This is a genomic window from Arthrobacter sp. C2 (assembly GCA_024207135.1).
In the GTDB taxonomy this organism is placed as follows: Bacteria; Actinomycetota; Actinomycetes; order Actinomycetales; family Micrococcaceae; genus Paeniglutamicibacter.
Map to the genome: position 1 here is coordinate 2,794,409 of CP042428.1, position 24,313 is coordinate 2,818,721.

A 24,313-nucleotide genomic window follows, 5' to 3' on the forward strand; every position below is an offset into this window, starting at 1 on the left:
GGGGAACAAAATCCCCCGAGGGTGATTAGGCGGTGGCGTTCGGGTTTTCCAGCACGACCGCCAGGCCCTGGCCGACGCCGATGCAGATCGCCGCCACGCCCCAGCGCTGGTTGTTCTCCTGCAGGCGGCGGGCCAGGGTGCCCAGGATGCGCAGGCCGGAAGCGCCCAGCGGGTGGCCGATGGACAGTGCGCCGCCCCAGGCGTTGACGATTGAAGCGTCGATGCCCCAGGCGCGGACGCAGGCCAGCGACTGGGCGGCGAAGGCCTCGTTGAGCTCGACCGCGGCGACGTCCGACCAGGAGATGCCGGCCTTGGCCAGCGCCTTGTTGGCGGCCTCGACCGGGGCGAAGCCGAAGTACTGCGGGTCCAGGGCGGAGGAGGCGCGGCCGGCGATGCGGGCCAGCGGCGCGGTTCCCAGCAGCTCGCCACCGCGCTCGGAGCCGATGAAGGCCGCCGAGGCGCCGTCGTTCATCGGCGAGGCGTTGCCGGCGGTGACGGTTCCGGTGGCGGCGTCGCGGAAGACGGTGCGCAGCCCGGCGAGGGTCTCGGCGGTGGTGCCGGGACGGATGGTTTCATCCATGGTCACCTCGGTGCCGCGCTTGTTGGCCGGGGGAACCGCGACCACGAGGTTGTTGTACTTGCCATTGGCCCAGGCCTCGGCCGCGAGCTTGTGCGAGAGTGCGGCGAACTCGTCCTGGTCTTCGCGGGTGACCTCGTACTTTTCGCGCAGCTGCTCGGTGGCCTCGCCCAGGGACACGGTCCATTCCTTGGGCATGGCCGGGTTGACCAGGCGCCAACCCAGGGTGGTGTTGGCCAGTTCGAGGTTGGCCATCGGGAAGGGGCGCTCGGTCTTGGGCAGCACCCACGGGGCGCGGCTCATGGATTCGACGCCGCCGACCAGGACGAGGTCCGCGTCGTCCGTGTTGACCTGGCGGGAGGCGGCGATGGCCGCATCCAGAGAGGAACCGCAGAGGCGGTTCATCGTGGTGCCGGGCAGCGAGGTGGGCAGGCCGGCCAGCAGGGTGGCCATGCGGGCCACGTTGCGGTTTTCCTCGCCGGCACCGTTGGCGTTGCCGAAGATCGATTCGTCGATGGAGGCCGGATCCAGCTGCGGTGCGCGGGCGACGAGTTCGCGGACCACGTGCGCGGCCAGGTCGTCGGGGCGGTGGGAGGAAAGGCTTCCGCCGATCTTGCCGAAGGGGGTGCGGATCGCGTCGTAGAGGTACGCCTGCTTCATGGTGTGGGGTCCTGGCTTCCTGATCTGAAATGTTCGCATCGCGAACGCTTGTTCACTAAATGAACTTTATCAGTTTGCCGCAGGCCGGACAAGGGGTCTGCCGCGGGATTGGTGCCCGGCCGGGGAATCGACGTTCCAACCCGTCGGGCCTCCGGCTCCGGGCCTTGGAGCAAAGGTGAACGCGGGAAGCGACGCGCCCGGAAGGACCCGGTCGCCGAATGAACGACGGTCCGGCCAGCGCGGCGTAGGACTCCATCCGGTTGGAACCGTCAGGACCGGCGTGATGGGCCGCGCAGCCCGGCACTGATGGAATCGGTCTGCCGCTTGACATGCCCCGCTTAAACGGGTCTGCCCCAAGCCATGTGCTGGATGGCTCGGGGCAGCAGGAACGTCCCGGGGCATGGGCCCGAGAAACGACCCTAGCGCGGCAGCGGGCCGCGGGCCCGTGGCACGCGGACCGCTGCGGGTCCTCAGTCGTCGGCGCACTTGGCCGGACAGCGGTCCTCGGATTCACAGGCGTCGGTGCAGTCGTGCTTGGTCACCAGCTCGAAGGGCACCCCGCCGTGTTCGTCCACGGCGGTGCGGATGGCCCTCTCGACCACCGAGTCGGCCAGCTTCTTGCGCAGCGCCAGCGGGTCGCGGCGCAGGTCCTTGACCAAGGCAATGCACAGGATGAACATGACGACCGCGAAGGGCAGCGCGGAGACGATGGTGATGTTCTTCAGCCCGTTCAGCGCCTGCCCGGGGTTGTTCCCCCCGGCCAGCAGCATGGTCGCCGCCACCGCCCCGGTGAGCACTCCCCAAAAGACGACCACGCGCTTGGAGGGGTGCATGTGCCCGTTGGTGCTCAGCGAGCCCATCACGATCGAGGCGGAGTCGGCCCCGGTCACGAAGAAGATGCCCACCAGCACCATGGCCAGGATGGCAATGGCCAGGGTGATGCCCGGGGAGGTGCCCAGGTGCTGGATCAAGTCGAACATCGCGCCCTCGAAGTCGATGGACGGTTCCCCGTTGACCATTTTGACCATCGAACCGGTGGCCCCGTTGGAGGCTTCCGCCTTGAGCTGGACGTTGAAGGCGGCCCCGCCGAAGATCGAGAACCAGATGACGGAGACCAGGGACGGAACCAGCAGCACGCCGGTGACGAACTGGCGGATGGTGCGCCCGCGGCTGATCCGGGCGATGAACATGCCCACGAACGGGGCCCAGGACACCCACCAGGCCCAGTAGAAGATGGTCCAGCTCGACATCCACTCGCGCACCGCTTCGTCGCCGGCAGCCTCGGTGCGCGAGGCCATCGAGGGCAGGTCGCGTACGAAGTCGCCGATGGCCGAGGGCACCAGATTGAGGATCAACAAGGTGGGGCCCAGCACGAAGACGATCACGGCCAGCAGCAGGGCCAGGACCATGTTGATGTTGGAGAGCCACTGGATGCCCCGGGAGATCCCCGAGACCGCGGAGAGCACGAAGCAGATGGTCAGCACCGCGATCACCACGACCAGCACCGGGGAGGCCACATGGCCGACCCAGCCGTTGAATTCGATGCCGCTGGCAATCTGCATGGCACCGAGACCCAGGGAGGCGGCGGTGCCGAAGAGCGTGGCGAAGATGGCCAGGATGTTCACGATCTTGCCGACGGGCCCGTCGACGCGCGGACCAAACAAGGAGGTGAAAGCCGAGGAGATGAGCTGGCGGCGCCCCAACCGGAAGGTCGAATATGCCATCGCGATGCCCACCACTGCGAACATGGCCCAAGGGTGGAGGCTCCAGTGGAAGATGGAGGTGGCCATGGCCGTTTGGATGGCCTCGGGAGTGCTCCCGTCAACCGTTCCCGGGGGCGGAGAAACATAGTGGTAGAGCGGCTCGGCCACGCCATAGAAGACCAGGCCGATCCCCATTCCGGCGCTGAACATCATCGAGATCCAGGAGACGGTGCGGAATTCGGGCTTTTCCCCGTCGCGCCCCAGCGGGATGTTTCCGAAGCGTCCCAGTGCCAGCCAGAGCACGAAGATCACAAAGAAGGAGGCCAGCGAGACAAAGAACCATCCGGTGTTCTCGGTGACCCAGGACAGCGCCGCGGTGGAGGCAGACGAGAGCGAGGCGGAGTTGACCAGGCCCCAGACCACGAAGGCCACGGCGAAGACACCGGCAACGCCGAAGGTCACTTTGTCCAGCCCCGCGGGAATGCGGGTAATGCTCCGAGTGGCCGTTCGCTCCGATTCGCTGTCCTTCAGCTCCTGCAGGATCGCGGAATCGTCCGGGGGCAGGGACTCCACCCCCGGGCTCTCGACCGGACTCTCAAGCGGGCTCCCTTCCGGCTCATCGGAGAGGACTTCTTGGGTGTTCAAAGCCATGGAATATTCCTTTGCCTGGGGGATGCTGTGGGCGTGGTTGGACCACGGACGGCGTGCCCGCCGCCCTGCTCGGTTATGCCACGGGACCGACACCCAACTGAAGTGGTGGCGGTTGCGTGGGCCCTTCGGACCTGCTGGCGCCGCGGATCATGGCGGCAGCCTCGGAGCGCGCTGGCGGATAGGCCGTGGAAGGGCTTACCCCGAAGGTGCGCAGGGTGGAATCCGAGATGCGCAGTCGTCATTCGACCCAGCGGTTGGCCGGCAAGACTTATTCGGTCAGGGCCGGCCTAGCGCATCGCAGACCCGGTCCTTTCCATACTGTGGTTCTGTGGGGAACGGGTGGACAGTGGTTCACATGGATCAACAGCAAGCGCTACGAGCAACAATCGTGGCGCACCTCACAAGGGAAAGTCAAGCGTCCCAAAAACCCCGGCACGCGCCCACCTGACGCGACGGGGCCTCCGGGCATTCGGGGCAGGTGGTTCGAAGGCTGTGTATTCGCGCCGCCTTCGGGAAACGGTGGAGACGGGCATGGCGACCTCTCGAACCAGTGATCGGCCCGCGGTTTCCAGGCCTGGCGCGGCGGCCTGGGTAGCAAGCGCTCGCGATGCAGGCGAAGTTATGGGAAGTGCCTACCTGTGCCGCCGAACGGCGGGTCGATGTACACGCGGCGTTACAGCTCGTCCTCGAGGCGCTCGGTGAGGATTCGCTTCGCCCGGTCCTGCAGGATCGCCAGGGAATCCTTGATCAGCGGCGAGCCGATGCTGCCCTTGCGCACGGCAGCAACGATCCTGCGCGAGGGTTTTCCCCTGCCCGAAATGGGCAGTCGGGTCACGTTCTCCGCGCTTCCCAGGGTGGCCAGCCGCGGCAACAGGCCGACCCCCAACCCGGCACCTACGAAGGCAATCTGGGTTTCCCACTCGACAGCCTCGTGGGCGATTCGCGGAGTCACCCCGACAGCGGTGAACGCCGCCGTAAACAGGGCGTGATAGGCGGATCCGGGGGCTTCGGTGATCCACGGGTCCGTTGCGAGCTCTTCGAGGGTCACCGTTTCCCGAGTGGCCAGCCGGTGGTCGGACGGGAGGATCACGTCGAGGGGGTCATTCAGCAGGGTGGTCTGTTCGAAGCGCTGGTCTTCGTCGGCGTGCATGTCGGACTGCATGGCCACGATGACGGCCAGGTCTATGCGCTCGGCGACCAGCAGGTCGAAGCATCGTGCCGGATTGGCCTCAAGCACCTGGACTTCGACCAGGGGGTGCACCGAGCGGAGCGTGGCGGCAAGCGGCGCCAGAAGTTGGGCGGCCGCGCTGGAAAAGCCCCCCAGCCCAAAATGGGCCTGCATCTGGCCTCCGGCCTCCATCGCCGCGGCCCGCAGGCGCTCCCATTCGGCGATCATCGGATCCGAGCCCGTCACCAGAAATCGTCCGGTCGCGGTCAAGCGCAGGCCCCGTCCGTCCTTTGTCAGCAGCTGCAGTCCGAGCACGCGCTGCAGTTCCCGCAGCTGCGCGGAAACGGCGGAAGGCGAGTATCCGGTGAGCTCCGCGGTGGCAGCGACGGTGCCGCATCGGGCAAACACCCGGAGCGTGGTGAGCCGTGAATCGATCATGCACCCATCCTGCACCATTCCCGACGAAATCTTGCGCTTTTCTTGCAGATGCTCGCGTCCTAATGTCGTGACTACAACGCTTTCAACAGCACTGGCGCACCAAAAAGCTCGTAAGTTCCCGCGTACCCCACGCCTACCCAGCTCTTCGAGGAGTAAACAGATGTCTGCTTCAGTGACCGTGCCGATCAATTCACGCGGCAAGCTCGCTTCGCCATTGCCAGCTGAGCAGCTGGCGGAAATCACCGAACTCTTCGACCAGCGGCGGGAAGGCTACTCCCTCGACGCGCCGTTCTACACCGATCCGGCGATTTTCAAGCTCGATATGCAGGCCATTTTCGGCCAACACTGGATCTTCGCCGCAAGTGTTGCCGAGCTCCCCGAGCCGGGGGACTACGTCACCGTCGACTACGGCCCCTACTCCTTGATCGTCCTGCGCAACGACGAGGGCGGCGTGAATGTCATGCACAACGTCTGCCGCCACCGCGGGGCCCGGGTCCTGACCGAATCGGCCGGGAGCACCGGCAACATGGTCTGCGGCTACCACTCCTGGACCTACTCCCCCAGCGGCGACCTGATCCATGCCTCAGCTCCCGGGGAAACCAAGTTCGACAAGAGCTGCTTCGGCCTCAAACGCGCCCACGGCCGCGAATACGCCGGACTCATCTTTGTCTGCATGGCGGACGAGCCGCCGGCCGATTTCGACGAAACGGCCAAGATCTTCGAGCCCTACCTGGCGCCGCACGACCTGGCCAAGACGAGGGTGGCCTACCAGCAGAACATCATCGAAGAGGCCAACTGGAAGCTCGTGATGGAGAACAACCGGGAGTGCTACCACTGCGACGGCCACCCGGAACTCGCCTGCTCCCTCTTCCCCACCTGGGGCCTGACGGAGGGCCTCATCCCGCCGCACCTCGAGGAGGTGTGGGACCGCAACACCGAGGCCCAGGCCGCGCTCGAAAAGCGCTGCGAGCGCTACGGCATTCCCTACAAGGTCGTCGAGGAGCTCGACACCCGCGTGGCGGGAATCCGGATCTCCCGCGAATCCCTCGACGGCGACGGCGAGTCGTTCTCGCCCGACGGCCACCGGCTCTCCAAGAAGCTGCTCGGGGACCTGCGCGACTTCCGCCTGGGCCGCTGCTCGATGCACCTGCAGCCCAACAGCTGGTTCCACTTCCTCGGCGACCACGTCGTCACATTCGCGGTATTCCCCGTCACCGAGCACCAGACCCTGGTGCGCACCACCTGGCTGGTGGCCGACGACGCCGTCGAAGGCGACGACTACGACCTGGAGAAGCTCACCCACACCTGGAAGCAGACCAACCTGCAGGACAAGGCGTTCGTCGAACTGTGCCAGAAGGGCGCAAACAGCCCCGCCTACGAGCCCGGCCCGTACATGAAGAGCGAATACCAGGTCGAGGCCTTCATCAATTGGTACGTCCAGCGGGTGCAGGAGCACCTGTCGTGACCATGACCATGACCGAGCCCACGACTGCGACCGAGACCATGAGCGAGCCCACGACAACCACCGAGATCACGACCGAGTCCACAACCACGACCATTACCGCGCCCCACCAGGAGCCACAGCGCATCCGCGGCCTGGAAATGCCGTGGAACCGGGTGCTGGGCAGCACCGAGGGACCGGCCAGTGCCGCGCGCGCCCTGGGCCCCTGGCATCCGCAGGAGTTCCTGGCCGAATGCGTCGAGATCGTTCCGGAGGTCGGCGGAATGCTGACCTTCGTGTTCCGCCGCCTTGACGGCGCGCCCCTGGCGTTCCGTCCGGGCCAATACGTGAACATCGCCTTTCCCGTGAACGGCGAGGGCGGGGACCCGATGGACCGCAGCTACTCCCTGTCCAGCTCGCCCACGAAACCCTGGACCTTCGACATCACGGTGAAGCGCGATCCCAAGGGCCGGGTCTCGCCGTGGGTGCACGAGAACATCGGACCCGGCACGGTGCTTGAAATGCTCGGACCCGTCGGCGCATTCCACTTGCCCGACGTCGACCGGCGGGCACGCTACCTCCTGCTGGCCGCGGGAGCCGGCATCACCCCCATCATGTCCATGCTGCGGACCATCCACTCACTGCCCGGACAGGCCGACGTGGTGGTGCTCTACCACGGGGCCGAGCCCGGAGGCTTCGCATTCCACCAGGAATTGGGCTACATCGCCACCGTGGATTCGCGCGTCACCGTCCATTTCTCCCTGGGCGACCGCAGCGCGCCCGCGGACTGGGCCGGCCTCACCGGCCGGCTGTCCACCGCGATGCTGGACGAGGTGGCGCCGGACGCCAACGGACGCCAGGTCTACGCCTGTGGCCCCGAGGGCTACCTGAACAACGTGTCCGAACTGCTCGCCGCGGTCGGGGTCGACGACACCTCCATCCACATGGAGTTCTTCTCAGGAGACCGCGAGACGACCCTGGAATACCAGGCAGAGGTCGCGTTGGCCGAGGAGATTGCGGAGGAAATCGCCGAGGAAATCGCCGATTCCGCGGAGGAGTACTACGAAAGCCAGCCTTCCGCCTTGGGCATGTACGAACCGGCCTACGACGACGAGGGTCCGCTGGAGGCCACGGGGCTGCTGCTCGAGGCGGCGGATCCCGACCTTGCCGAACCAGGCCCGGTCGATTCCGAGGTCCCGGCGGCCGAAGCGGAACCCGAAGTAACAGCGGAGCCCTCCGCCCCGGACGTTTCGGCATTCGACACCGTCGGCACGGGAACCCTCACCCTGTCCTTTGTTCGCACGGGCCTCAACGTCCTGATCAATCCCGAGGAGAAGATCCTTGGCGTGGCCAAGCAGGCAGGCGTCAGGATCGGGGCGAATTGCCAGGAAGGCATGTGCGGTTCGTGCAAGGTCGTGAAGCTTTCGGGGGACATCGAGATGAACCACCAGGGCGGGATCCGGTCACGGGAGATCGAGGCCGGCAAGTTCCTGCCCTGCTGCTCCACGGCGTTGACCGACATGGTGATCGACGCCTAGCCACTGACAGTTGATCGGGGCAGGTCCGCACAAACCACCGCACAGGCCTGGTTTCACCTTGTGGACGAACGTCCGTGGCCGGGACGGCCACGGGTGGCGTTGCGGGCCCGGCGGGTTCGCCGGCGCACCTGCCGCTTTCGCCTCAATCCGCTTCTTCGGGCCCTCTTCGCCGCCTCATGCCACCCTCGGATGAATGCGCAACGAGCAGCAGCCGACGCAAAAGTCTTCACGGAAACTGACAATAACTATCTTCATAGGTAGTCTAGCGTGACAAGCATCACGACCAAGGTTTGACCGCCAACACATAGGAGCCATTCAATGTCAGGTAACAAAGCCGTCGCCTACAAGTCGCCGGGAATCGTCGAGGTCATCGACACCCCCTACCCCACCTTCGAACTGCAGGACGGACCCGGGGTGAACCCGTCCAACATCGGGCGCAAGGTCCCCCACGGCGCCATCCTGCGCACCGTGGCCACCAACATCTGCGGCTCCGACCAACACATGGTCCGCGGCCGCACCACCGCCCCCGCCGGCCTGGTCCTCGGCCACGAAATCACCGGCGAGGTCATCGAAACCGGACCCGACGTCGAATTCCTCAAGGTCGGGGACATCGTCTCGGTCCCCTTCAACATCTCCTGCGGCCGCTGCCGCAACTGCAAGGAAGCCAAGACCGGCATCTGCCTGAACGTGAACCCCGACCGCCCCGGAAGCGCCTACGGCTACGTCGACATGGGCGGCTGGGTCGGCGGCCAGGCCGAATACGTCCTGGTCCCCTACGCCGACTGGAACCTGCTCAAGTTCCCCGACCGCGACCAGGCCCTGGAAAAGATCATGGACCTGACCATGCTCTCCGACATCCTGCCCACCGGCTTCCACGGCGCGGTCACCGCCGGGGTCACCGTCGGCTCCACCGTCTACGTCGCCGGCGCCGGGCCCGTCGGGCTCGCCGCCGCCGCCTCCGCCCAGCTGCTGGGCGCCGCGGTGGTCATCGTCGGGGACCTGAACGAGGACCGCCTCGCCCAGGCCCGCTCCTTCGGCTGCGAGGCGATCAACGTCGGCGCCGGGGACCCGGCCGACCAGATCGAGCAAATCCTCGGCGTGCGCGAGGTCGACTGCGGCATCGACGCCGTCGGCTTCGAGGCCCGCGGCCACGGCCACGGCACCCACGCGTCCGAGGCCCCGGCCACCGTGCTGAACTCCCTGATGGACCTCACCCGGGCCGGCGGCTCCCTGGGCATCCCCGGCCTCTACGTCACCGGGGACCCCGGCGCCGTGGACGAGGCCGCCCAGAAGGGCAGCCTGTCGCTGTCCCTGGGCACCGGCTGGGCCAAGTCCCTGTCCTTCGCCACCGGCCAGTGCCCGGTGATGAAGTACAACCGCCAGTTGATGATGGCGATCCTGCACGATCGCATCCACATCGCCAAGGCCGTCAACGCCCAGGCGATCCCCCTGTCCGACGCCCCGCGCGGCTACGCCGAGTTCGACGCCGGCGCGGCCACCAAGTACGTCCTGGACCCCAACGGCTACCTCTCCAACTAAACCGGGACATCGGACCGGGATGCCGCGGTTCCACCTGCAGGCAGGCGACACGGTCGTTGCAGCACCCAGAGCGCTGGGGAGCCGCAACGACCGTGTCGCCTTTTAATGAAGTCCTTGCCAACCGGCGGAACCGCCCGGGCGCCGGGCCCCGCTTCCGCCAGGGCCGGGCCCGGCGCCCGCGTGCCGTACTCTCTGATATACCTAGGAACGGATGACCATCCGGATCGCATCATCGACGAAGGGGCCAGGCACCGTGGCAAACACCGTCCCGGCGGGTAGGACGCAGGCGGAACACGCCTACCTGGAATTGCGCGAGCGCATCATCGACATGCGGCTGCCGCCCGGAAGCGCCCTCGACGAGGACGCGCTGATGCGCGACCTGTCCGTCGGCCGGACCCCGATGCGCGAGGCGGTCAAGCGCCTGGAAACGGACCGGATGCTCAAGGTCTTCCCGCGCCGCGGGACCATCATCGCCGACGTCAACATCCGCGACCTCAAGGACATCTCCGACGCGCGCCGTGTCCTGGAGGCCTTCGCCGCCCGGCGGGCGGCCGAGCAGGCCACCGAGGAGGACCGCGACATGCTGCGGGCCTGCCTGGCGGACGTCGAGGCCCGCTCCTTCGCCTCGAACCGGGCCTCGGTGGACCTGGACGCGCACATCCACCGCGCCGTGTACGCGGTGATGCGCAACAGCTACGTGGAAACCACGCTCATCCAGTACTTCCATCTCTCCCAGCGCATGTGGAACTTCGTGCTCTCCGGGCTCGAGCCCATCCAAGGCCACGTCAACGAGCACACCGCGCTGCTGCGCGCCATCATCGACGGGGACCCGGAGCTGGCCGCACGCCTGGCCGAGGAGCACATCACCCACTTCGAGAACCGCGTGCGCGAGGCCCTGTAGCCGGGCACAAAAGAAGGCCGCCGGGGACCCGCCCGGCGGCCTTCTCGGTACGCGGCCCGCGGACTCAGGCGCGGATCGCCACCATTCCCGGGTCGACCAGCGGCTCGGCAACGATGCTTGCGGAGATCATCTTCCCGAAGTAGCTGATTTCCACCTGCTCGCCCTCCTCCATCTGCGCCGGAAGCCAGGCGTAGGCCACCGGCTTGTGGACGGTGTGCCCGAAGGCGGCGCTGGTGACGTAGCCGACGTTGGTGCCGTCCACGAAGACCGGCTCCTTGCCCAGCACCATCGAGGTTCCGTCATCGACGGTCAGGCAGCGCAGGCGCTTGGCGGCGGGCTCGTTGCGGCGCTTCTCCGCCGCTTCCTTCCCGATGTACCCCTCCTTGGCGGCCCGCACGGCGAAGCCCAGCCCGGCGGAGAACGGATCGTGTTCGGTGTCCATGTCCCCGCCCCAGGAGCGGTAGCCCTTCTCCAGCCGCAGGCTGTTGAAGGCGCCGCGTCCGGCCGCGATGACGCCGAGGTCCTGGCCGGCTTCCCAGAGGATGTCCCACAGCCGCAGGCCGAAGTCGGCCGTCGTGTAGATCTCCCAGCCGAGCTCCCCGACGTAGGACAGGCGCATCAATCGCACCGGGATCCCGCCGATGGAAGTGCTGGCCGCGCGGAAGTACTTCAGCCCGCCGTTGGTCAGGTCCTGGGCGGTCAGCTGCGCCACCAGGTCCCGGGCCCGCGGGCCCCAGACCCCGATGCAGCAGGTTTCCCCGGTGGTGTCGCGCACCTGGGCCCACAGCGCGGGGTCGGCCGCACTCTGGTCCGCGGCGTGCTTCACGAGGTAGTCCAGGTCAAGCCCGCCGTTGGCGCCGAGCTGGAACAGCTCTTCCTCGATGCGCGCCACGGTCAAATCGCTCTTCACCCCGCCGGCCTCGTCGAGCATCAACGTGTAGGTCACCGAGCCGATGGACTTGTCCAGCCCGCTGGTGGTCAGCTTCTGCAGCAGCGGAAGGGCCCCGGGGCCCGAGACCTCGAGCCGCTTGAGTGCGGTCATGTCGTACATCGCGACGTTGGTGCGGGTGGCGTGGGCCTCGGCCGCGGAGATCGGGGATTCGAACTTCGCGCTCCATGCGTCGCGCTCCGGAGGCTGCCAGGCCTCGGGCAGCTGGGCCACGAGGCCCGCGTTGGCCTCGTACCAGTGCGGGCGCTCCCAGCCGGCGGTTTCCAGGAAGAAGGCGCCGAGCTCGACCTGGCGCCGGTGGAAGGGCGAGACGCGCACGTTGCGCGGGGAGGTGCGCGGCTCGAGCGGGTGGCGGATGTCGTAGATCTCGTCGAAGTTGTGCTGCGAGGTCTCCAGCACGTAGTCGGGCTGCAGCTGGACCTCCTCGAAGCGGGCGACGTCCAGTTCCCGCAGGTCGGTTTCCGAGCGCCCGTTGACCAGCAGCTCTGCCACGGCCTTGGCCACGCCCGCGGAATGCGTCACCCAGACGGCCTCGGCGATGAAGAAGCCGCGCAGGTCCCGGGATTCGCCGACCAGCGATCCGCCGTCGGGGGTGAAGGAGAAGATCCCGTTGAAGGCGTCCTCGAAGGTGGCTCCGTGCAGGGAGGGGAGCAGCAGCTGGCAGTTCTTCCAGGGGACCTCGAAGTCCTCGGAGGTGAACGGCATGCGCGAGGGCATGTTGTGCTCGGTGATCTCCCCGGTGTTCGGCATTTCGTCGTAGCCCACGGGAATCGCGCGGTGGGCGTAGGAACCGATGCCCAGGCGGTCGCCGTGCTCCCTGAAGTACAGATCCTCGTCCTGGTGGCGCAGGATCGGCAGGTCGGCGCTGTTCCCGGTGCCGCGCACGGTGCGGCCCGCGGCCGCCGATCCGCGCAGCGGGGCCAGCGGCGAGGTGGTGATGTACTGGTGGGCCAGCGGCACCAGCGGCACCTTCATCCCGATCAGGTCCCCCACGGCCGGGCCCCAGAACCCCGCGGCGGAGACCACGATGTCGGCGGGGAACACGGTGTCGCCGCTGCGCACCCCGGTGACTCGTCCAGCGTGGCGTTCGACGCCGGTGACCGGGGCCGAGCCGATGAACACCGCACCGCGGGACTCGGCGCGCTCGCGCAGCAGTTGAACGGCGAGCACCGAGGAGGCCAGCCCGTCGCTGGGGATGTGCAGGGCGCCGAGCACCTGGTTTTCGTCGATGAGCGGGTGCAGCGCCTTGGCCTCCGCGGAGTCCACCATCCGGGCCTCCAGGCCCCAGGAGGTGGCCCAGCCCTGGCGGCGCTTGAGCTCCTCCATGCGGGCCGCGGTGGTGGCCACCTCCAGCCCGCCGACCCGGTTGAAGGCGCTTTCGCCGTCGCGCACCAGCGAGGCGAGCTTCGCCCCGGTGTAGGCGGCGAATTCGGTCATGGTCTTGGACGCGTTGGTCTGGAAGACCAGCCCGGGGGCGTGCGAGGTGGAGCCGCCCGTGAGCGGGATGGGGCCCTTGTCCAGGACGGTGATATCGGTCCAGCCGCGCTGGGTGAGTTCGTCGGCCAGGTTGGCCCCGACGATTCCGGCTCCGATAATGACGACGCGTGGTGGCTTCATGATGGCTCTCCTTGGGGGGTGTGGGTGCTGGTGCCGTGCAGGCGGACCGCAGGTATATGGGGGGTGTGGTGCCCGGATCGGGCGCCGGGCTAGGTGAAGGTGATGGTGCGCAGTCCGTCGACCATGACCCGGTTTTCGACGTGCAGCCGCACGGCCTTGGACAGGGCCAGGGCCTCGTTGTCCCGGCCCACCGTCGCCAGCTCCTGGGGGCTGAGCCGGTGGTCGACCCGGATGACCTCTTGCTCGATGATCGGCCCCTCGTCCAGGTCGTCGGTGACGTAGTGCGCGGTGGCGCCGATCTGCTTGACCCCGCGGGCGTGGGCTTGGTGGTAGGGACGGGCCCCCTTGAAGCCCGGCAGGAACGAGTGGTGGATGTTGATGGCTTTCCCGGCGAGCCGCGTGCTGAGTTCCGGGGAGAGGATCTGCATGTACCTGGCCAGGACCACAAGGTCCGCTTCGAAGTCGCTGACGGCCTCGAGCAGCCGTGCCTCGGCCTCCGGCTTGGTGTCGGCGGTCAGCGGAATGTGGATGAACGGAAGCCCGGCGGCCTCGGCCATGGGGCGCAGGGTCTCGTGGTTGGACACCACCGCGACCAGGTCGGCGGCCAGGGTTCCGGTCGTCCAGCGGAAGATCAGGTCGTTGAGGCAGTGGCCCATCTTGGAGACCATGACCAGCACCCTGGGCTTGGTCCCGTCGTGGAAGTTGAAGTCCATGGAGAACTCGTTGGCCACCTGGGCGAAGTCGATGGCGAGGTCGCTGGCGCTCAGCGCCTTCTCGCGCTGGACGAAGGCGGTGCGCAGGTAGAGGCGCTGCGCGGCCGGGTCGTCGAACTGCTGGTGCTCGACGATGTCGAAGCCCCGCTCGAAGAGGAACCTGGACACCGAGTGGACGATGCCGCTGCGTTGCGGGCAGGAGAGCGTGAGGACCGCGTGGTCCGTGGCTGGCGTGTTCTCGCGGGGCGTGAGCAGGCTCGTGGTTCCCGAAGCGATGGTGGAAGGCAAATAGGTCATGGCTGGTGCTCCTTGGCTTATCGAATCAGTGGGGAACCGGCACCGGCGCCGGTTCGGTGGTGGATGGGGCGGCTGGTTTGGTGGGCCGGCGGGCGGCGAGCCCGGTGATGGTGTTGTGGAACAGCAATGCGGTGGTGATCGCCCCGACGCCTCCGGGGACCGGGCTGAGCGCAGCGGCCCGGGGTGCGACGGACCTGGCGTCGACATCCCCGGACAGGCGGCCGGCAGCGTCGTAGTTGGTGCCGACATCGACCACCACGGCGCCGTCGCCCACGTGCTCGCCGGTGACCAGGCCGGGACTGCCCGCCGCGGCGACAAGGATCGAGGCCCCTAGGGTCGCCGCGGCCAGGTCCCTGGTCTTGGAGTGCGCCACCGTGACGGTGGCATCGCGGTTCAGGAACAGGTGCAGCAGGGGCTTGCCCACCACCGGGGACCTGCCCACCACCGTCACGCGGGCACCTGCGAGTTCGACACCGTGGTGGTCGAGCAATTCGATGACTGCAGCGGCCGTCGCCGGGGCGAACCCGGCGCCGCCCGACATCCAGGTGGCCAGCGACAGCGGGTTGGCCCCGTCAACGTCCTTGTCCACGGCGATGGCCGTGGCGACCTGCTGCAGGGACACCCCGGCGGGCAGCGGCGTCTGCAGCATGACGCCGTGGACCGATGGATCCGCACTTGCGCCGGCCAGCGCGCGGCGGATGGTTTCGGCCGGGGCGCCTTCGCCAAGCCGCTCCACGGTGACCCGGACGCCGATGCGGGTGCCATACCCAGTGAGGGCACGGACATAGGATTCGCTGGAGGGATCCGTCGTTGCGGTGACGATGTGCAGGCTGCGCTGCCCACCGGTCCGGGCCAGTTCGCCAACGCGCTCGATGGAGCGTTCGGTAAGGCCCGCCGCCACGGCCCGGCCGTCGAGGATCCCGGCGCTCATGCCGCCACCGGGTTCCGGACCGACTCGACCAGGGCATCGGCACGGTTGCGCACCCGGGACACGTTTTGGAGGATCCGCTCGAAGTTGCGCAGCCTGGCGGGGTCCTTGACGGAGGGCAGGTTTGCCTCCAGGTTCACGACCGACGTGGAGACCGCGGCGCGGATGGACGCGGCGGCGGCGGCAACGTCAGCGATGACGCTGCTGTTGCCGATCGGGGCCAGTTCCTCGGCGAGGGCCACCAGCTCCCCGCAGACCACGATGAGTTTGGCCGGTGCGTCCGCGGCGGCGTCCAGGGCCCGGCCGATGGCTTCCCGGCGTTCCGCGGGGTCCAGGCCCACCCCGGGCTTGGCCGCGTAGGCCCGGCCGACGGCGTCGAACGCGCGGGCGTCCTCGTTGGCGGCGTCCAGCGAGCGTGCCTCCAGGACTTCAAGTTCGGCCAGGATGGCGGCCACCGCGGTCGAGACGTGCTCGAACTTCGGGCCCTGCGAATAGTTCGCCACCATGCGCAGCAGGCTGGCGCCGAGCGCCGCCTGCAGCCCCGCCACCGTTCCGCCGCCGGGCGAAGCGATCCGCTTCCCGATGTCGCGGATCAATCCACCCACCGACTCGTCACGTATATCGATCAACAGAACCCCTTTTTGCCGGTGTCGCCCTGGCCTCGCCCATTCAGGCATACAACTGATATATAACAGACCCTAGGTGAGCTTGGCCACACGTGTCAATGGTTTGGAGAAACGTGAATTCACTGGTGGACCGGCGGGGCAGGGACCGGGCCCCTTTCACCCCGGAGCCGGGCCGCGCCGGAAGGAGCGACGCCCGGAACCCCGGCCTGGGCCGGCTCCAAACACGGCAAAAAGACGGTGGGCCAAGATCCCTCGCGCTACCTGCGCGCGAATGCCTGGCCCACCGTCCGGTTCCTGCCCCGGGGCCCGCGCTTCCACGGGTTCCGGTTGGTGCTTCCGTTATTCCCGGCCCTTGCCCTCGTCCTCGTCGGGTTCCGGCTGCTCCACCTGCGGGACCATGCCGGTGGCCGGGCGCGGCGGGGTGAGCAGCGAGGCGTAGTCGTGCTCGGAGGAGTACTGCAGGAAGGCCAGGTGCGCCTCGTAGCGGTCCAGCACGTCGTTGATGACCTGCGACTTGTCCAGGCCCATCAGGTCGTAGCCCTCGGTGCCGGTCTGCGTGAAGACTTCCAGCCGGTAGTACACGTCGACCTCGCGGGAGACGGTGCGGGCACCGAACGCCGGGACCGGGGCCTCGACCGCCGACACCTGGTAGTGGAAGTTGCGGTGGTCGTGCATGTGCACCAGCAGCGTGTGCTCGGAAATCCCCGTCTCTTCGTTCGGCGCGGTGGTCAGCTCGGCCTGGTAGCCCAGCTCGTTGAATTCTCCGGCCACTTCCTCCAGCGCCGGGTGGATGGTCCGCTCCACGTATTGGGCCACGGCCTTGTTCGACGGGTAGGCGCGCAGCTGCGCCATCCGCTGGCGCCAGGTCTTTTCCGGTGCGTTGCCGCCGTGCGCGGCCACCGAGCGGCGGCGCATCACGGTGCCTTCGCGTTCGGCCCGCTCCATCCGCAGGACCTTGGAGAAGGAGGCCATGACCAGGTAGGCGATGATCGTCACCGGCAGCGCGAAGATCAGCGTCGCGTGCTCCATGGTGGTCACCCCGCCGGCCACCAGCATCGCCACGGTGAGCACCGCGGTGAGTAGTGCCCAGAAGATGCGCAGCCACTTGGCGCCGTCCTGCGAGGGATCCGGGATGGAGGAGGAGAAGTTGGACATGACCATGGCGCCGGAGTTGGCGCTGGTCAGGTAGAAGAGCAGTCCCGAGAGCGTGGCCAGGCCAATGAGGAACGGGGCGCCGGGGAACATCTCCAGCAACGCGTACCAGCCGTGCTCGGGGCTTCTGATGGCGAGCTCGGCAAATTCGGTGTTCCCGCCCAGCACCTCGTTCATCGCGCTGTTGCCGAAGATCGAGACGATGAGGAAGTCGCAGAGCACCGGGGCGGTGATCGCGGCAATGACGAACTCGCGCAGCGTCCGCCCGCGCGAGATGCGCGCCAGGAACATCCCGACGAACGGGCCCCAGGCCAGCCAGAAGGCCCAGAAGAACAGGGTCCAGCCGGCCATCCAGGCCGAACCGTCTTCCTCGTAGGCAAAGGTCTGCAGCGTGCGCTCGGGCAGCGTGAAAATGAAGCGCCCGATGTTTTCCACCAGCGCGGTGAGCAGGAAGGAGGTCTTGCCGGTGATCAGGATGTAGAGCATCATGGCCGCGGCCGACCAGAGATTCAGCTCGGAGACCAGCCGGATGCCCTTGTCCACCCCGGAGGTGCAGGCGGCGATGGTCATGATGACCGCCACCAGCACCAGGGCGATCTGCAGGGCCAGCCCCTCGGGGATGCCGAAGAGCCAGGAGATCCCGACATTCAGCAGCACCACGCCGATGCCCATCGAGGTGGCCACGCCGAACACCGTGCCAACCAGGGCGAAGATGTCGATGACGTCTCCCGTCGCCCCGCGCACCCGCTTGCCGAGCAGCGGATAGAGCGCCGCGCGGATCGACAGCGGCATGCCCCAGCGGTAGGCGAAGTAGCCCATGGCCATGCCCAGCAGCGCATACATGGACCAGCCGGCGATGCCGTAGTGGAACATCGTCCACACCACCGCGTCCTGCGCGGCCGCTGCGGACTGGGGGTCGGCCGAGGGCGGGGTGATGTATTGGGTGATCGGTCCGGTCACCGAGTAGAAGAGCATGTCGATGCCGACCCCGGCGGCGAAGAGCATCGCGACCCAGGTGAAGAGGTTGTACTGCGGGCGCGAATGGTCAGGGCCCAGGCGCACGCTGCCTTCCTTGGAGAAGGCGACCCAGAGGACAAAGAGCACCACCAGGGTCACCGTCACGACGTAGAACCAGCCGAGGTTGGTCGAGATCCAGGCGACGGCCGCGGCCATGGCGGCCGCGGCGTTGTCCGGGACGATGATGGCCCAGAGGGAGAAGGCCAGGATGATGACGGCCGAGATGATGAATACGCGCCAGTTGACCTTGGGCCCGGCATACTCGATGAGTTCGGACGGGCCCTTGCTCAGCTCGGTGCTGGTGATCGGGGCACGGTTTTCCTCGGCCGCCGGGTCCTTGCGCCGTTCGCTGACGCCGAAGCGGCTTCGCTCCACCATGGGCTGGGGGCGCTCCGGCCCGGTGCCCTGCATGTCCTCTGGCCCGGCCATGTGGTTCTCCTTATGTCTTGTGGACCAGGGATGCCGGAGGGTCGTCCATGAAGTCAATAACCGCTTGTCAAACCCCTAAGGGCTGGTCGGATGGGCCGGTGCACCTGGTTGCCTTTGCTTCCTCATGTTAGGCCCACTTGACGGAGTTCAAGGGAATTTGCCGGAGTTACTTTTATCTCCGGACGTTCTTGGCCCGTTCGCGGCACGCGAGGCAGGTCGGCCTGCGCGGCCTTGCCGCTTCCACCCGGAGCACCCTCGATTCCCGGGAACAGGGGGAACGGCCACCTGCTCTAAGGTGGTGTCATGGCCAATTCACCGAGCGGGGACTCGATGTTGGACCGCCTGGTGCGGATCCTTGATGCCTTTGACGCGCAAAACCCCACCTTGACGGTCAATGCGCTGTCGCGGCGCGCAGACGTTCCCCGGGCCACCACCTACCGACTGCTCGATGAGTTGGTCTCCCACGGTCTGCTGGCGCGCGACAACGACGGCCAGGTGCGCTTGGGCCTGCGATTGTGGGAACTGGCCAACCGCAGCGCCTCGACCCTGGGCCTGCGCCAGGCGGCGCTTCCCTTCATGGAGGACATCAACCAGCTGGTCGGGCAGAACACCCAGCTGGCGGTGCTGCACGAGGACGACGTGCTGGTCATCGAGCGGCTCTCGCGCCCGGGATCCGTGGTCAACCAGGCCAATGTGGCAGGCCGCATGCCGGTCCACCTCACGTCCATGGGCATGGCGCTGCTGGCCTACTCCCCCGCCAACGTGCTGGAGGGCTACCTTGAGCGGCACGGGGACGCCATGCTGGCCAGGCACCCGAAGCTGCGTCACGAGCTGGCCGAAATCCGGCGGATTGGCTACGCCACCTTCGATGGGTTCATCGACCCGGAGTCCACCGGGGCAGCCGCACCGATCCTCGATGCCCGCGGCCATGCGCTGGCCGTGCTGGCCGTGGTGCTCCCGCGCGGTTCGGACCTTTTGCCGGCCGCGGTCATGGCCCTGCAAACCGCGACCAGAGGCATCGCCCGGGCCTTGGGTCCGGGTGCGGACGGGTGACCGTCCCATCATGACCGACTGAACACCGAACGGAGGCCATGCCATGACGATCGCCCGCGCGATGCGCCAAGCCCCTACACTCAAGGAATGGGCAATGATTCCGTGGTTCCGGTAACTCTCGAACCGGTTGGACCGCTTCCGATTTTGGACGATTCAGCCATCGAACGCGTGCTTTGCGTGGTGGCGCACCCCGACGACATGGAATACGGCGCCTCGGCCGTCGTGGCCGAGTGGACTTCCAGGGGCATCGAGGTGGGCTATCTCGTGCTGACCTCGGGCGAATCAGGGATACGGAATCTGGCCCCGGCCGTCGCGGGTCCCCTGCGCGCCGAAGAGCAAAGGCGCGCTTGCGAAATCGTGGGGGTTGCCGATCTGACTATCCTGGATTTTCCCGATGGGCTGCTGGAACCCGGGCTTGCGCTGAGGGAGCGAATAGCCCGCCACATCCGCCGCTTCAAACCCGATGTGGTCATGACCATGACCTGGGACCTGGAAACCCTGTGGGGGATCAACCACGTGGACCACAGGGTCGCGGGGCTTGCTGTCGTGGACGCAATCCGTGACGCCGACAACCCATGGCTGTTTCGCACCACCGGCGAAGAGGCGGGGAATGAACCATGGGCCGTCTCGTTGTTGTTGGTCACCGAATCCCGAGACACCCACGCCATACCCGTCGGCAAGCAGTCGGTGGACCTCGCAGTCGCCTCGCTCAACGCGCACAAAGCCTACCTTGCCGCCCTGCCGGATCATCCGCCGCCCGAAGAACTCGTCTCCTCGATCCTGGGCCGGACCGGCAAGGCGGCCGAGAGGGACCATGCGTTGGGTGTTCGGGCCATCAGGATGGGTTGACCTCCAGCGGCGCCGCGGACGCCTGGCCTGCATTTTCAGGAACGCTGGACGGCGGATGCCCGGCCCTGGTCCCAAGCCGTGGGCCCTCAGGATCCGTCCCCAGGTCTTTCCCGTGGAGAACCTGCGGGACGCCGCTGCCCCGCTAATTTCACCCCGAGGCAGAAATCCCAGGCAAGCACCCGGGCGATTTCCCCTCCGCAAAGCATCCTGCCCGACCGGCCTCACGTCCATTGGGCGTGCAGGGCGGCCAGCGCTTCCGACACCATGGCGCTACGGCTGACGCCCGTGGGCACCGCAGCCACCAGCGAGTTGGCCTGGGTTTCATCGGAGAGGGAACGGAACACCAGCGGGCGGTCCTCCATGCTGTTCTCGGTCGGTTGCATCAGCAGCGAGTATGCCAGTCCCCGGCCCACCACAGAATGGATGGAGGGCACGTTGGCCAAGAGCCAGCCGACATTTGCCGTGACGCCATGGCGCTGGAATTCTGCAAGCGTATGCTGCAGCGCCGGTTCCAGGTTCAGGAAGGCCGCCGGGTACCGGGCAAGGTGGGCAAAGCCGATCTCTTCGAATTCAGCCAGCGGATGCGAGGGGCTCACCACGACCTTGCGGTGGAACTCCTGGAGCAGTTCCATCGTGCAATCCTGACCGAACTGGGTCTCGTAGCCAATGGACAGCTGCGTGCGCCCGGCGAACAAGGCCTCGTGGATCTCGGGGCCGCTGCCCTCGACGAACGCCAGGTGCACCCCGGGGTGGCGAGCGCAGAACCAGTCAATGAGATGCGGGACGACGTGGACCGCCAGTGTCGTGAAAACCCCGATGCTCAGCCGCCCGGACAGCCCGGTGTGTGCATTGGAGACGGCGTCGCGCAGCCGTTCCACCTGGTCGGCAATGAATCGCGCGCGCGTGGCAACCTCTTGTCCCTCGGCCGTCAGCGCAATGCCGCGTCCGCGTTGCCGCATAGCGAGAGTGACACCGAGGGAGTGTTCCAGTTGTCCAAGCGCCAGGCTCACGGCCCCTTGGCTGACGTGGCAAAGACGGGCTGCGCTGGTTACCGATTGGGTTTCCGCGATTGCCGCGAAGTATTCGAGTTGGCGCAGCGTTATTTCACTCATTAGTTCTCCTTATGACCGTGTGCAACTATTCTAGCTAGGCAAATGTGATGAACGACACCAAGATGGAATCAAGCAATAAGTCGGCACACGAGCCTCCAACAGTGAGCCCTGCGTCCCGACTTCTTCATCCCACCCGCCGGAAAGCGAGAATCTCCGCCATGACCGATGCCAGCCCGTCCCCGATGATTCCCTATGTGGTCACCCTCGGCACCGCGGGAGGTCCCCGCTGGTGGAAGGACCACGAGGGTACACCGAGGTTCGGCATTGCCACGGCCGTGGTGGTCGGCGAAGCCTGGTACCTGGTCGATTGCGGCCAGGGTGCCGGTCGCCAGGCGAATGCAGCCGGATTGTCGATGTCGAACCTCGGCGGCATCTTCATCACCCACATGCACTCCGACCACACCGTCGATCTGCCCTCTTTGCTGCTCTTCGGTGCGTTCGAACTCAAAAACAGCCCCCGCGGACCGATTCCCGTCGTGGGGCCGGGCGACCGCGGCAAGTTGCCGCCGCTCTCCCCCCGGGCCACTGCCACCCCGAATCCGATTGCCCCGCATCGCCCGACGCCCGGCGTCGAGGGCCTGGTGTCAGGCATCCTTTCGGCCTACGCGACCGACTGCAACGACCGGATCTTCGACTCCCTCGCGGTTTCCCCCGCGTTGCAGTTCGATCCGCGAGAGATCCAGCTACCCGGGGGAATCGGGTTTGACCCCGACACCGACGTCGCCCCGGACATGGAACCCATCGAAGTCTTCCGGGACGGAAACGTCACCGTGACGGCCATTCTGGTCTCCCACCATCCCACCGCCCCGGCCTATGCCTTCCGTTTCGAGACCGTTGGCGGATCCGTGACCATTTCCGGGGACACCGCCCCCTGCACCAACATGGTTCGCCTTGCCCAGGGCACCGACCTGTTGCTGCACGAGGCCATCAACCTGGAAATCTTGGCAGCGCAGTACTCCGACGCGCAGATGTTGCAGGCAACCATGGACCACCACCGCCGCGCACACACCACGGCGGCGGAAGCCGGCCAAATCGCCAGCGATGCCGGCGTATCCCATTTGGCATTGCACCACCTGGTGCCGAGCTATTCACCGCCGGAAGCCTGGGAAGAGGCTCGTACAACATTTGTCGGACCCCTCTCGATCCCCGACGACCTGGAAGTCATTCCCTTCGGCCCCGCCGCCCGCGTCGCCGCCCGATTGTCTTCCGCCAGCGCGACCAGTCGCTGACATCCAATTTCGAGCACTGAAAGGACCACGCCATGAGCCACAGCAGTACTGCCGATCCGGCAAGCCCAGCACCGGAAGGAAAGGTCTATCACGCCAGTCCGAAGGAGATGCGCAGGATCCTGTTTTCCAGCTTCCTCGGCACGGCGGTCGAGTACTACGACTTCATTCTCTACGCCACGGCCGCAGGCATCGTGTTCAATCAAGTGTTCTTTGCGGACCTGGACCCGAACGTTGCGCTTTTTGTTTCCTTCGGCACCCTGGCGGTCGGCTACATTGCCCGGCCGCTGGGCGCGTTCCTCTTCGGCAACCTTGGAGACAAGATCGGACGCAAGGCCATCTTGATCACCACCGTCCTGGCCATGGGCATCGCGTCCACGCTGATCGGCCTGCTGCCGACCACCGCACAGATCGGGGTCTGGGCACCCATCTTGCTGGTCTCCCTGCGCGTCTTCCAGGGCCTTGCCGTGGGCGGGGAATGGGGCGGGGCCATGCTGCTTGCCTTTGAGAACTCCAAGAAGGAATCGCGCGGCTTCGCTTCCGCCTTCGCCTATATGGGGGCACCGGCCGGAACCATCCTTGGCACGCTGATCCTTTCGGCGATGTCCACCCTGCCCAAGGCACAGTTCTTGGCCTGGGGCTGGCGTGTACCGTTCGTCTTCTCTGCCGTGCTCATGATGCTGGCCATCTTCATCCGAATGAAGGTCTCCGAATCCCGTGTCTTTACCGAGGTTTCCGAGTCCTCCGAGAAGGCCAAGAAGCGCATTCCCATTGCGGAACTTTTCCGCCATCACCGCAAGCCACTTCTGATCGCCATGGTTTCCGGGCTTTCCGGCCAGATGGCACAGGGACTCATGGGCGCCTGGGCGATCTCCTTCGCCGTGCAGCAAGCCATCCTGGCACAGACCGAGGTGCTGAACATCAAGGCCATCGGCGGCATCTTCACTGTCTTGGCCATCATCGTTGCCTCAAAGCTCAGTGACCGCTTGGGCCGCCGGAAAATCCTGATCTGGGGCAACATCGGCGCCATCGTCCTTGCCTTCCCCGTCATGGCGCTGCTCGACATGGGCAACACGGTTGCCTTCATGCTGGCCATCGTGCTCGGCTTGAGCCTGGTCCAGGGCTTCACCTCCGGCCCGTACGGGGCGTTTGCCGGTGAGCTTTTCCCGACTTCGGTAAGGTACTCGGGAACTTCGATCGGTTACCAGATGGCTTCGACACTGGGCGCCGGATTCACGCCCATGATCGCCACCGCCCTGGTCATCGCCGGCGGCGGGGACCTGTGGCTGGTGGCGCTGCTGTGGATGTCGTTCTCGACAATGTCCCTCATTGCCCTGCTCTATGCCAAGGACCGCTCCGGTTCAGATATCCAAAACCTTGATGCGGACGTGGGTGAGGCCGCGTCGAGCGCAGTCTCCGGGCACGCACACAAGGGATTCAGCGCAGCCGTTCGAAACTAGAGCACCTGGAAACGAGGGTGCGACCGGCCGGCCATGGTGCGCGGCTATGCCGAGCACAGATCCCCCGCGGGGGCGGGGAGCTTCCAGCCCGGTAAATCAGATTAGGGGGCCCGTTATGCGGGCCCCCTAATCTGACGTTGAGCCTGGGCGGCATAGCGGGTCGCCACCACGGCGCGCTGCCCCTGCACTCCGTGGTCGACGGCCCACTTCAGGTTCGCCGGCACCAGCCTCATTTCCCATGGCAGACAGTCACTGCTGCAGAACCTGCG

17 protein-coding genes are annotated in these 24,313 nt (G+C 66.8%); 8 read left to right on the plus strand and 9 right to left on the minus strand.

Annotated elements, in window-relative coordinates:
- Positions 1-25: 25 nt before the first annotated feature.
- The 3 genes from FPY90_RS13010 to FPY90_RS13020 all read right to left on the minus strand — a co-directional run bounded on the left by FPY90_RS13010 (position 26) and on the right by FPY90_RS13020 (position 5,197).
- Positions 26-1,237: a thiolase family protein gene (locus tag FPY90_RS13010; RefSeq protein ID WP_071216804.1), complete on the minus strand. Its 1,212-nt coding sequence runs from the start codon at positions 1,235-1,237 to the stop codon at positions 26-28.
- 470 nt (positions 1,238-1,707) lie between these two features.
- A complete protein-coding gene (locus FPY90_RS13015) occupies positions 1,708-3,591 on the minus strand; it encodes a BCCT family transporter (RefSeq protein ID WP_498681475.1) in 1,884 nt (627 codons plus the stop codon).
- A 673-nt stretch (positions 3,592-4,264) separates the two neighbouring features.
- Positions 4,265-5,197, minus strand: coding sequence for a LysR family transcriptional regulator (locus FPY90_RS13020; RefSeq protein WP_071216835.1), 933 nt, complete (start codon positions 5,195-5,197; stop codon positions 4,265-4,267).
- Positions 5,198-5,357: 160 nt separating this feature from the next.
- On the opposite strand from FPY90_RS13020, the gene FPY90_RS13025 reads away from it, so the two are divergent.
- From FPY90_RS13025 to FPY90_RS13040, 4 genes are all read left to right on the plus strand, one after another.
- Positions 5,358-6,662: an aromatic ring-hydroxylating oxygenase subunit alpha gene (locus FPY90_RS13025; RefSeq protein WP_498681477.1), complete on the plus strand. Its 1,305-nt coding sequence runs from the start codon at positions 5,358-5,360 to the stop codon at positions 6,660-6,662.
- Positions 6,663-6,799: 137 nt separating this feature from the next.
- The gene (locus FPY90_RS13030) at positions 6,800-8,176 is read left to right on the plus strand and encodes a ferredoxin reductase (RefSeq protein ID WP_498685586.1); all 1,377 of its coding nucleotides are present in this window, start codon (positions 6,800-6,802) and stop codon (positions 8,174-8,176) included.
- A gap of 318 nt (positions 8,177-8,494) precedes the next feature.
- The gene (gene fdhA / locus FPY90_RS13035; RefSeq protein ID WP_498681479.1) at positions 8,495-9,715 is read left to right on the plus strand and encodes a formaldehyde dehydrogenase, glutathione-independent; all 1,221 of its coding nucleotides are present in this window, start codon (positions 8,495-8,497) and stop codon (positions 9,713-9,715) included.
- 253 nt (positions 9,716-9,968) lie between these two features.
- Positions 9,969-10,616 (plus strand): GntR family transcriptional regulator, encoded by a 648-nt coding sequence (locus FPY90_RS13040; protein ID WP_498681481.1) that lies wholly within the window; start codon positions 9,969-9,971, stop codon positions 10,614-10,616.
- A 64-nt stretch (positions 10,617-10,680) separates the two neighbouring features.
- Here the strand turns inward: FPY90_RS13040 and FPY90_RS13045 are convergent, their stop codons facing one another.
- The 5 genes from FPY90_RS13045 to betT form a co-directional block, all read right to left on the minus strand.
- Positions 10,681-13,185 carry a GcvT family protein gene (locus FPY90_RS13045; RefSeq protein WP_498685588.1) on the minus strand — a complete coding sequence of 835 codons (2,505 nt, stop codon included), beginning with the start codon at positions 13,183-13,185 and terminating at the stop codon, positions 10,681-10,683.
- 86 nt (positions 13,186-13,271) lie between these two features.
- Complete coding sequence (gene purU / locus FPY90_RS13050) at positions 13,272-14,192, minus strand: formyltetrahydrofolate deformylase (RefSeq protein ID WP_498681482.1); 921 nt, start codon at positions 14,190-14,192, stop codon at positions 13,272-13,274.
- A gap of 25 nt (positions 14,193-14,217) precedes the next feature.
- Positions 14,218-15,123 carry a bifunctional 5,10-methylenetetrahydrofolate dehydrogenase/5,10-methenyltetrahydrofolate cyclohydrolase gene (locus FPY90_RS13055; protein ID WP_498681483.1) on the minus strand — a complete coding sequence of 302 codons (906 nt, stop codon included), beginning with the start codon at positions 15,121-15,123 and terminating at the stop codon, positions 14,218-14,220.
- Complete coding sequence (locus FPY90_RS13060) at positions 15,120-15,749, minus strand: cyclodeaminase/cyclohydrolase family protein (RefSeq protein WP_498681485.1); 630 nt, start codon at positions 15,747-15,749, stop codon at positions 15,120-15,122. Before FPY90_RS13060 ends, FPY90_RS13055 begins: the two co-directional genes overlap by 4 nt.
- A 336-nt stretch (positions 15,750-16,085) precedes the next feature.
- Positions 16,086-18,344, minus strand: coding sequence for a choline BCCT transporter BetT (gene betT, locus FPY90_RS13065; RefSeq protein ID WP_498681486.1), 2,259 nt, complete (start codon positions 18,342-18,344; stop codon positions 16,086-16,088).
- 303 nt (positions 18,345-18,647) lie between these two features.
- Here betT and FPY90_RS13070 point away from each other — a divergent pair, with 303 nt between their 5' ends.
- Together FPY90_RS13070 and FPY90_RS13075 are read left to right on the plus strand one after the other, a co-directional pair.
- Positions 18,648-19,397 carry an IclR family transcriptional regulator gene (locus FPY90_RS13070; RefSeq protein ID WP_498681488.1) on the plus strand — a complete coding sequence of 250 codons (750 nt, stop codon included), beginning with the start codon at positions 18,648-18,650 and terminating at the stop codon, positions 19,395-19,397.
- Between the two features lie 198 nt (positions 19,398-19,595).
- Complete coding sequence (locus FPY90_RS13075) at positions 19,596-20,246, plus strand: PIG-L deacetylase family protein (protein ID WP_498681490.1); 651 nt, start codon at positions 19,596-19,598, stop codon at positions 20,244-20,246.
- Positions 20,247-20,467: 221 nt separating this feature from the next.
- Here the strand turns inward: FPY90_RS13075 and FPY90_RS13080 are convergent, their stop codons facing one another.
- Positions 20,468-21,358, minus strand: coding sequence for a LysR family transcriptional regulator (locus tag FPY90_RS13080; protein ID WP_498681492.1), 891 nt, complete (start codon positions 21,356-21,358; stop codon positions 20,468-20,470).
- Positions 21,359-21,516: 158 nt separating this feature from the next.
- Between FPY90_RS13080 and FPY90_RS13085 the strand changes: the two genes are divergently transcribed.
- Positions 21,517-22,587, plus strand: coding sequence for an MBL fold metallo-hydrolase (locus FPY90_RS13085; protein ID WP_498681493.1), 1,071 nt, complete (start codon positions 21,517-21,519; stop codon positions 22,585-22,587).
- Between the two features lie 32 nt (positions 22,588-22,619).
- Positions 22,620-24,044 (plus strand): MFS transporter, encoded by a 1,425-nt coding sequence (locus tag FPY90_RS13090; RefSeq protein ID WP_498681494.1) that lies wholly within the window; start codon positions 22,620-22,622, stop codon positions 24,042-24,044.
- Positions 24,045-24,313: the final 269 nt, after the last annotated feature.

Coding starts and splice junctions, on each gene's coding strand:
- FPY90_RS13010 (WP_071216804.1), bottom strand. CDS start 1,237: ATGAAGCAGGCGTACCTCTACGACGCGATCCGCACCCCCTTCGGCAAG.
- FPY90_RS13015 (WP_498681475.1), bottom strand. CDS start 3,591: ATGGCTTTGAACACCCAAGAAGTCCTCTCCGATGAGCCGGAAGGGAGC.
- FPY90_RS13020 (WP_071216835.1), bottom strand. CDS start 5,197: ATGATCGATTCACGGCTCACCACGCTCCGGGTGTTTGCCCGATGCGGC.
- FPY90_RS13025 (WP_498681477.1), top strand. CDS start 5,358: ATGTCTGCTTCAGTGACCGTGCCGATCAATTCACGCGGCAAGCTCGCT.
- FPY90_RS13030 (WP_498685586.1), top strand. CDS start 6,800: ATGCCGTGGAACCGGGTGCTGGGCAGCACCGAGGGACCGGCCAGTGCC.
- fdhA (WP_498681479.1), top strand. CDS start 8,495: ATGTCAGGTAACAAAGCCGTCGCCTACAAGTCGCCGGGAATCGTCGAG.
- purU (WP_498681482.1), bottom strand. CDS start 14,192: ATGACCTATTTGCCTTCCACCATCGCTTCGGGAACCACGAGCCTGCTC.
- FPY90_RS13055 (WP_498681483.1), bottom strand. CDS start 15,123: ATGAGCGCCGGGATCCTCGACGGCCGGGCCGTGGCGGCGGGCCTTACC.
- betT (WP_498681486.1), bottom strand. CDS start 18,344: ATGGCCGGGCCAGAGGACATGCAGGGCACCGGGCCGGAGCGCCCCCAG.
- FPY90_RS13070 (WP_498681488.1), top strand. CDS start 18,648: ATGGCCAATTCACCGAGCGGGGACTCGATGTTGGACCGCCTGGTGCGG.
- FPY90_RS13075 (WP_498681490.1), top strand. CDS start 19,596: ATGGAATACGGCGCCTCGGCCGTCGTGGCCGAGTGGACTTCCAGGGGC.
- FPY90_RS13080 (WP_498681492.1), bottom strand. CDS start 21,358: ATGAGTGAAATAACGCTGCGCCAACTCGAATACTTCGCGGCAATCGCG.
- FPY90_RS13085 (WP_498681493.1), top strand. CDS start 21,517: ATGACCGATGCCAGCCCGTCCCCGATGATTCCCTATGTGGTCACCCTC.
- FPY90_RS13090 (WP_498681494.1), top strand. CDS start 22,620: ATGAGCCACAGCAGTACTGCCGATCCGGCAAGCCCAGCACCGGAAGGA.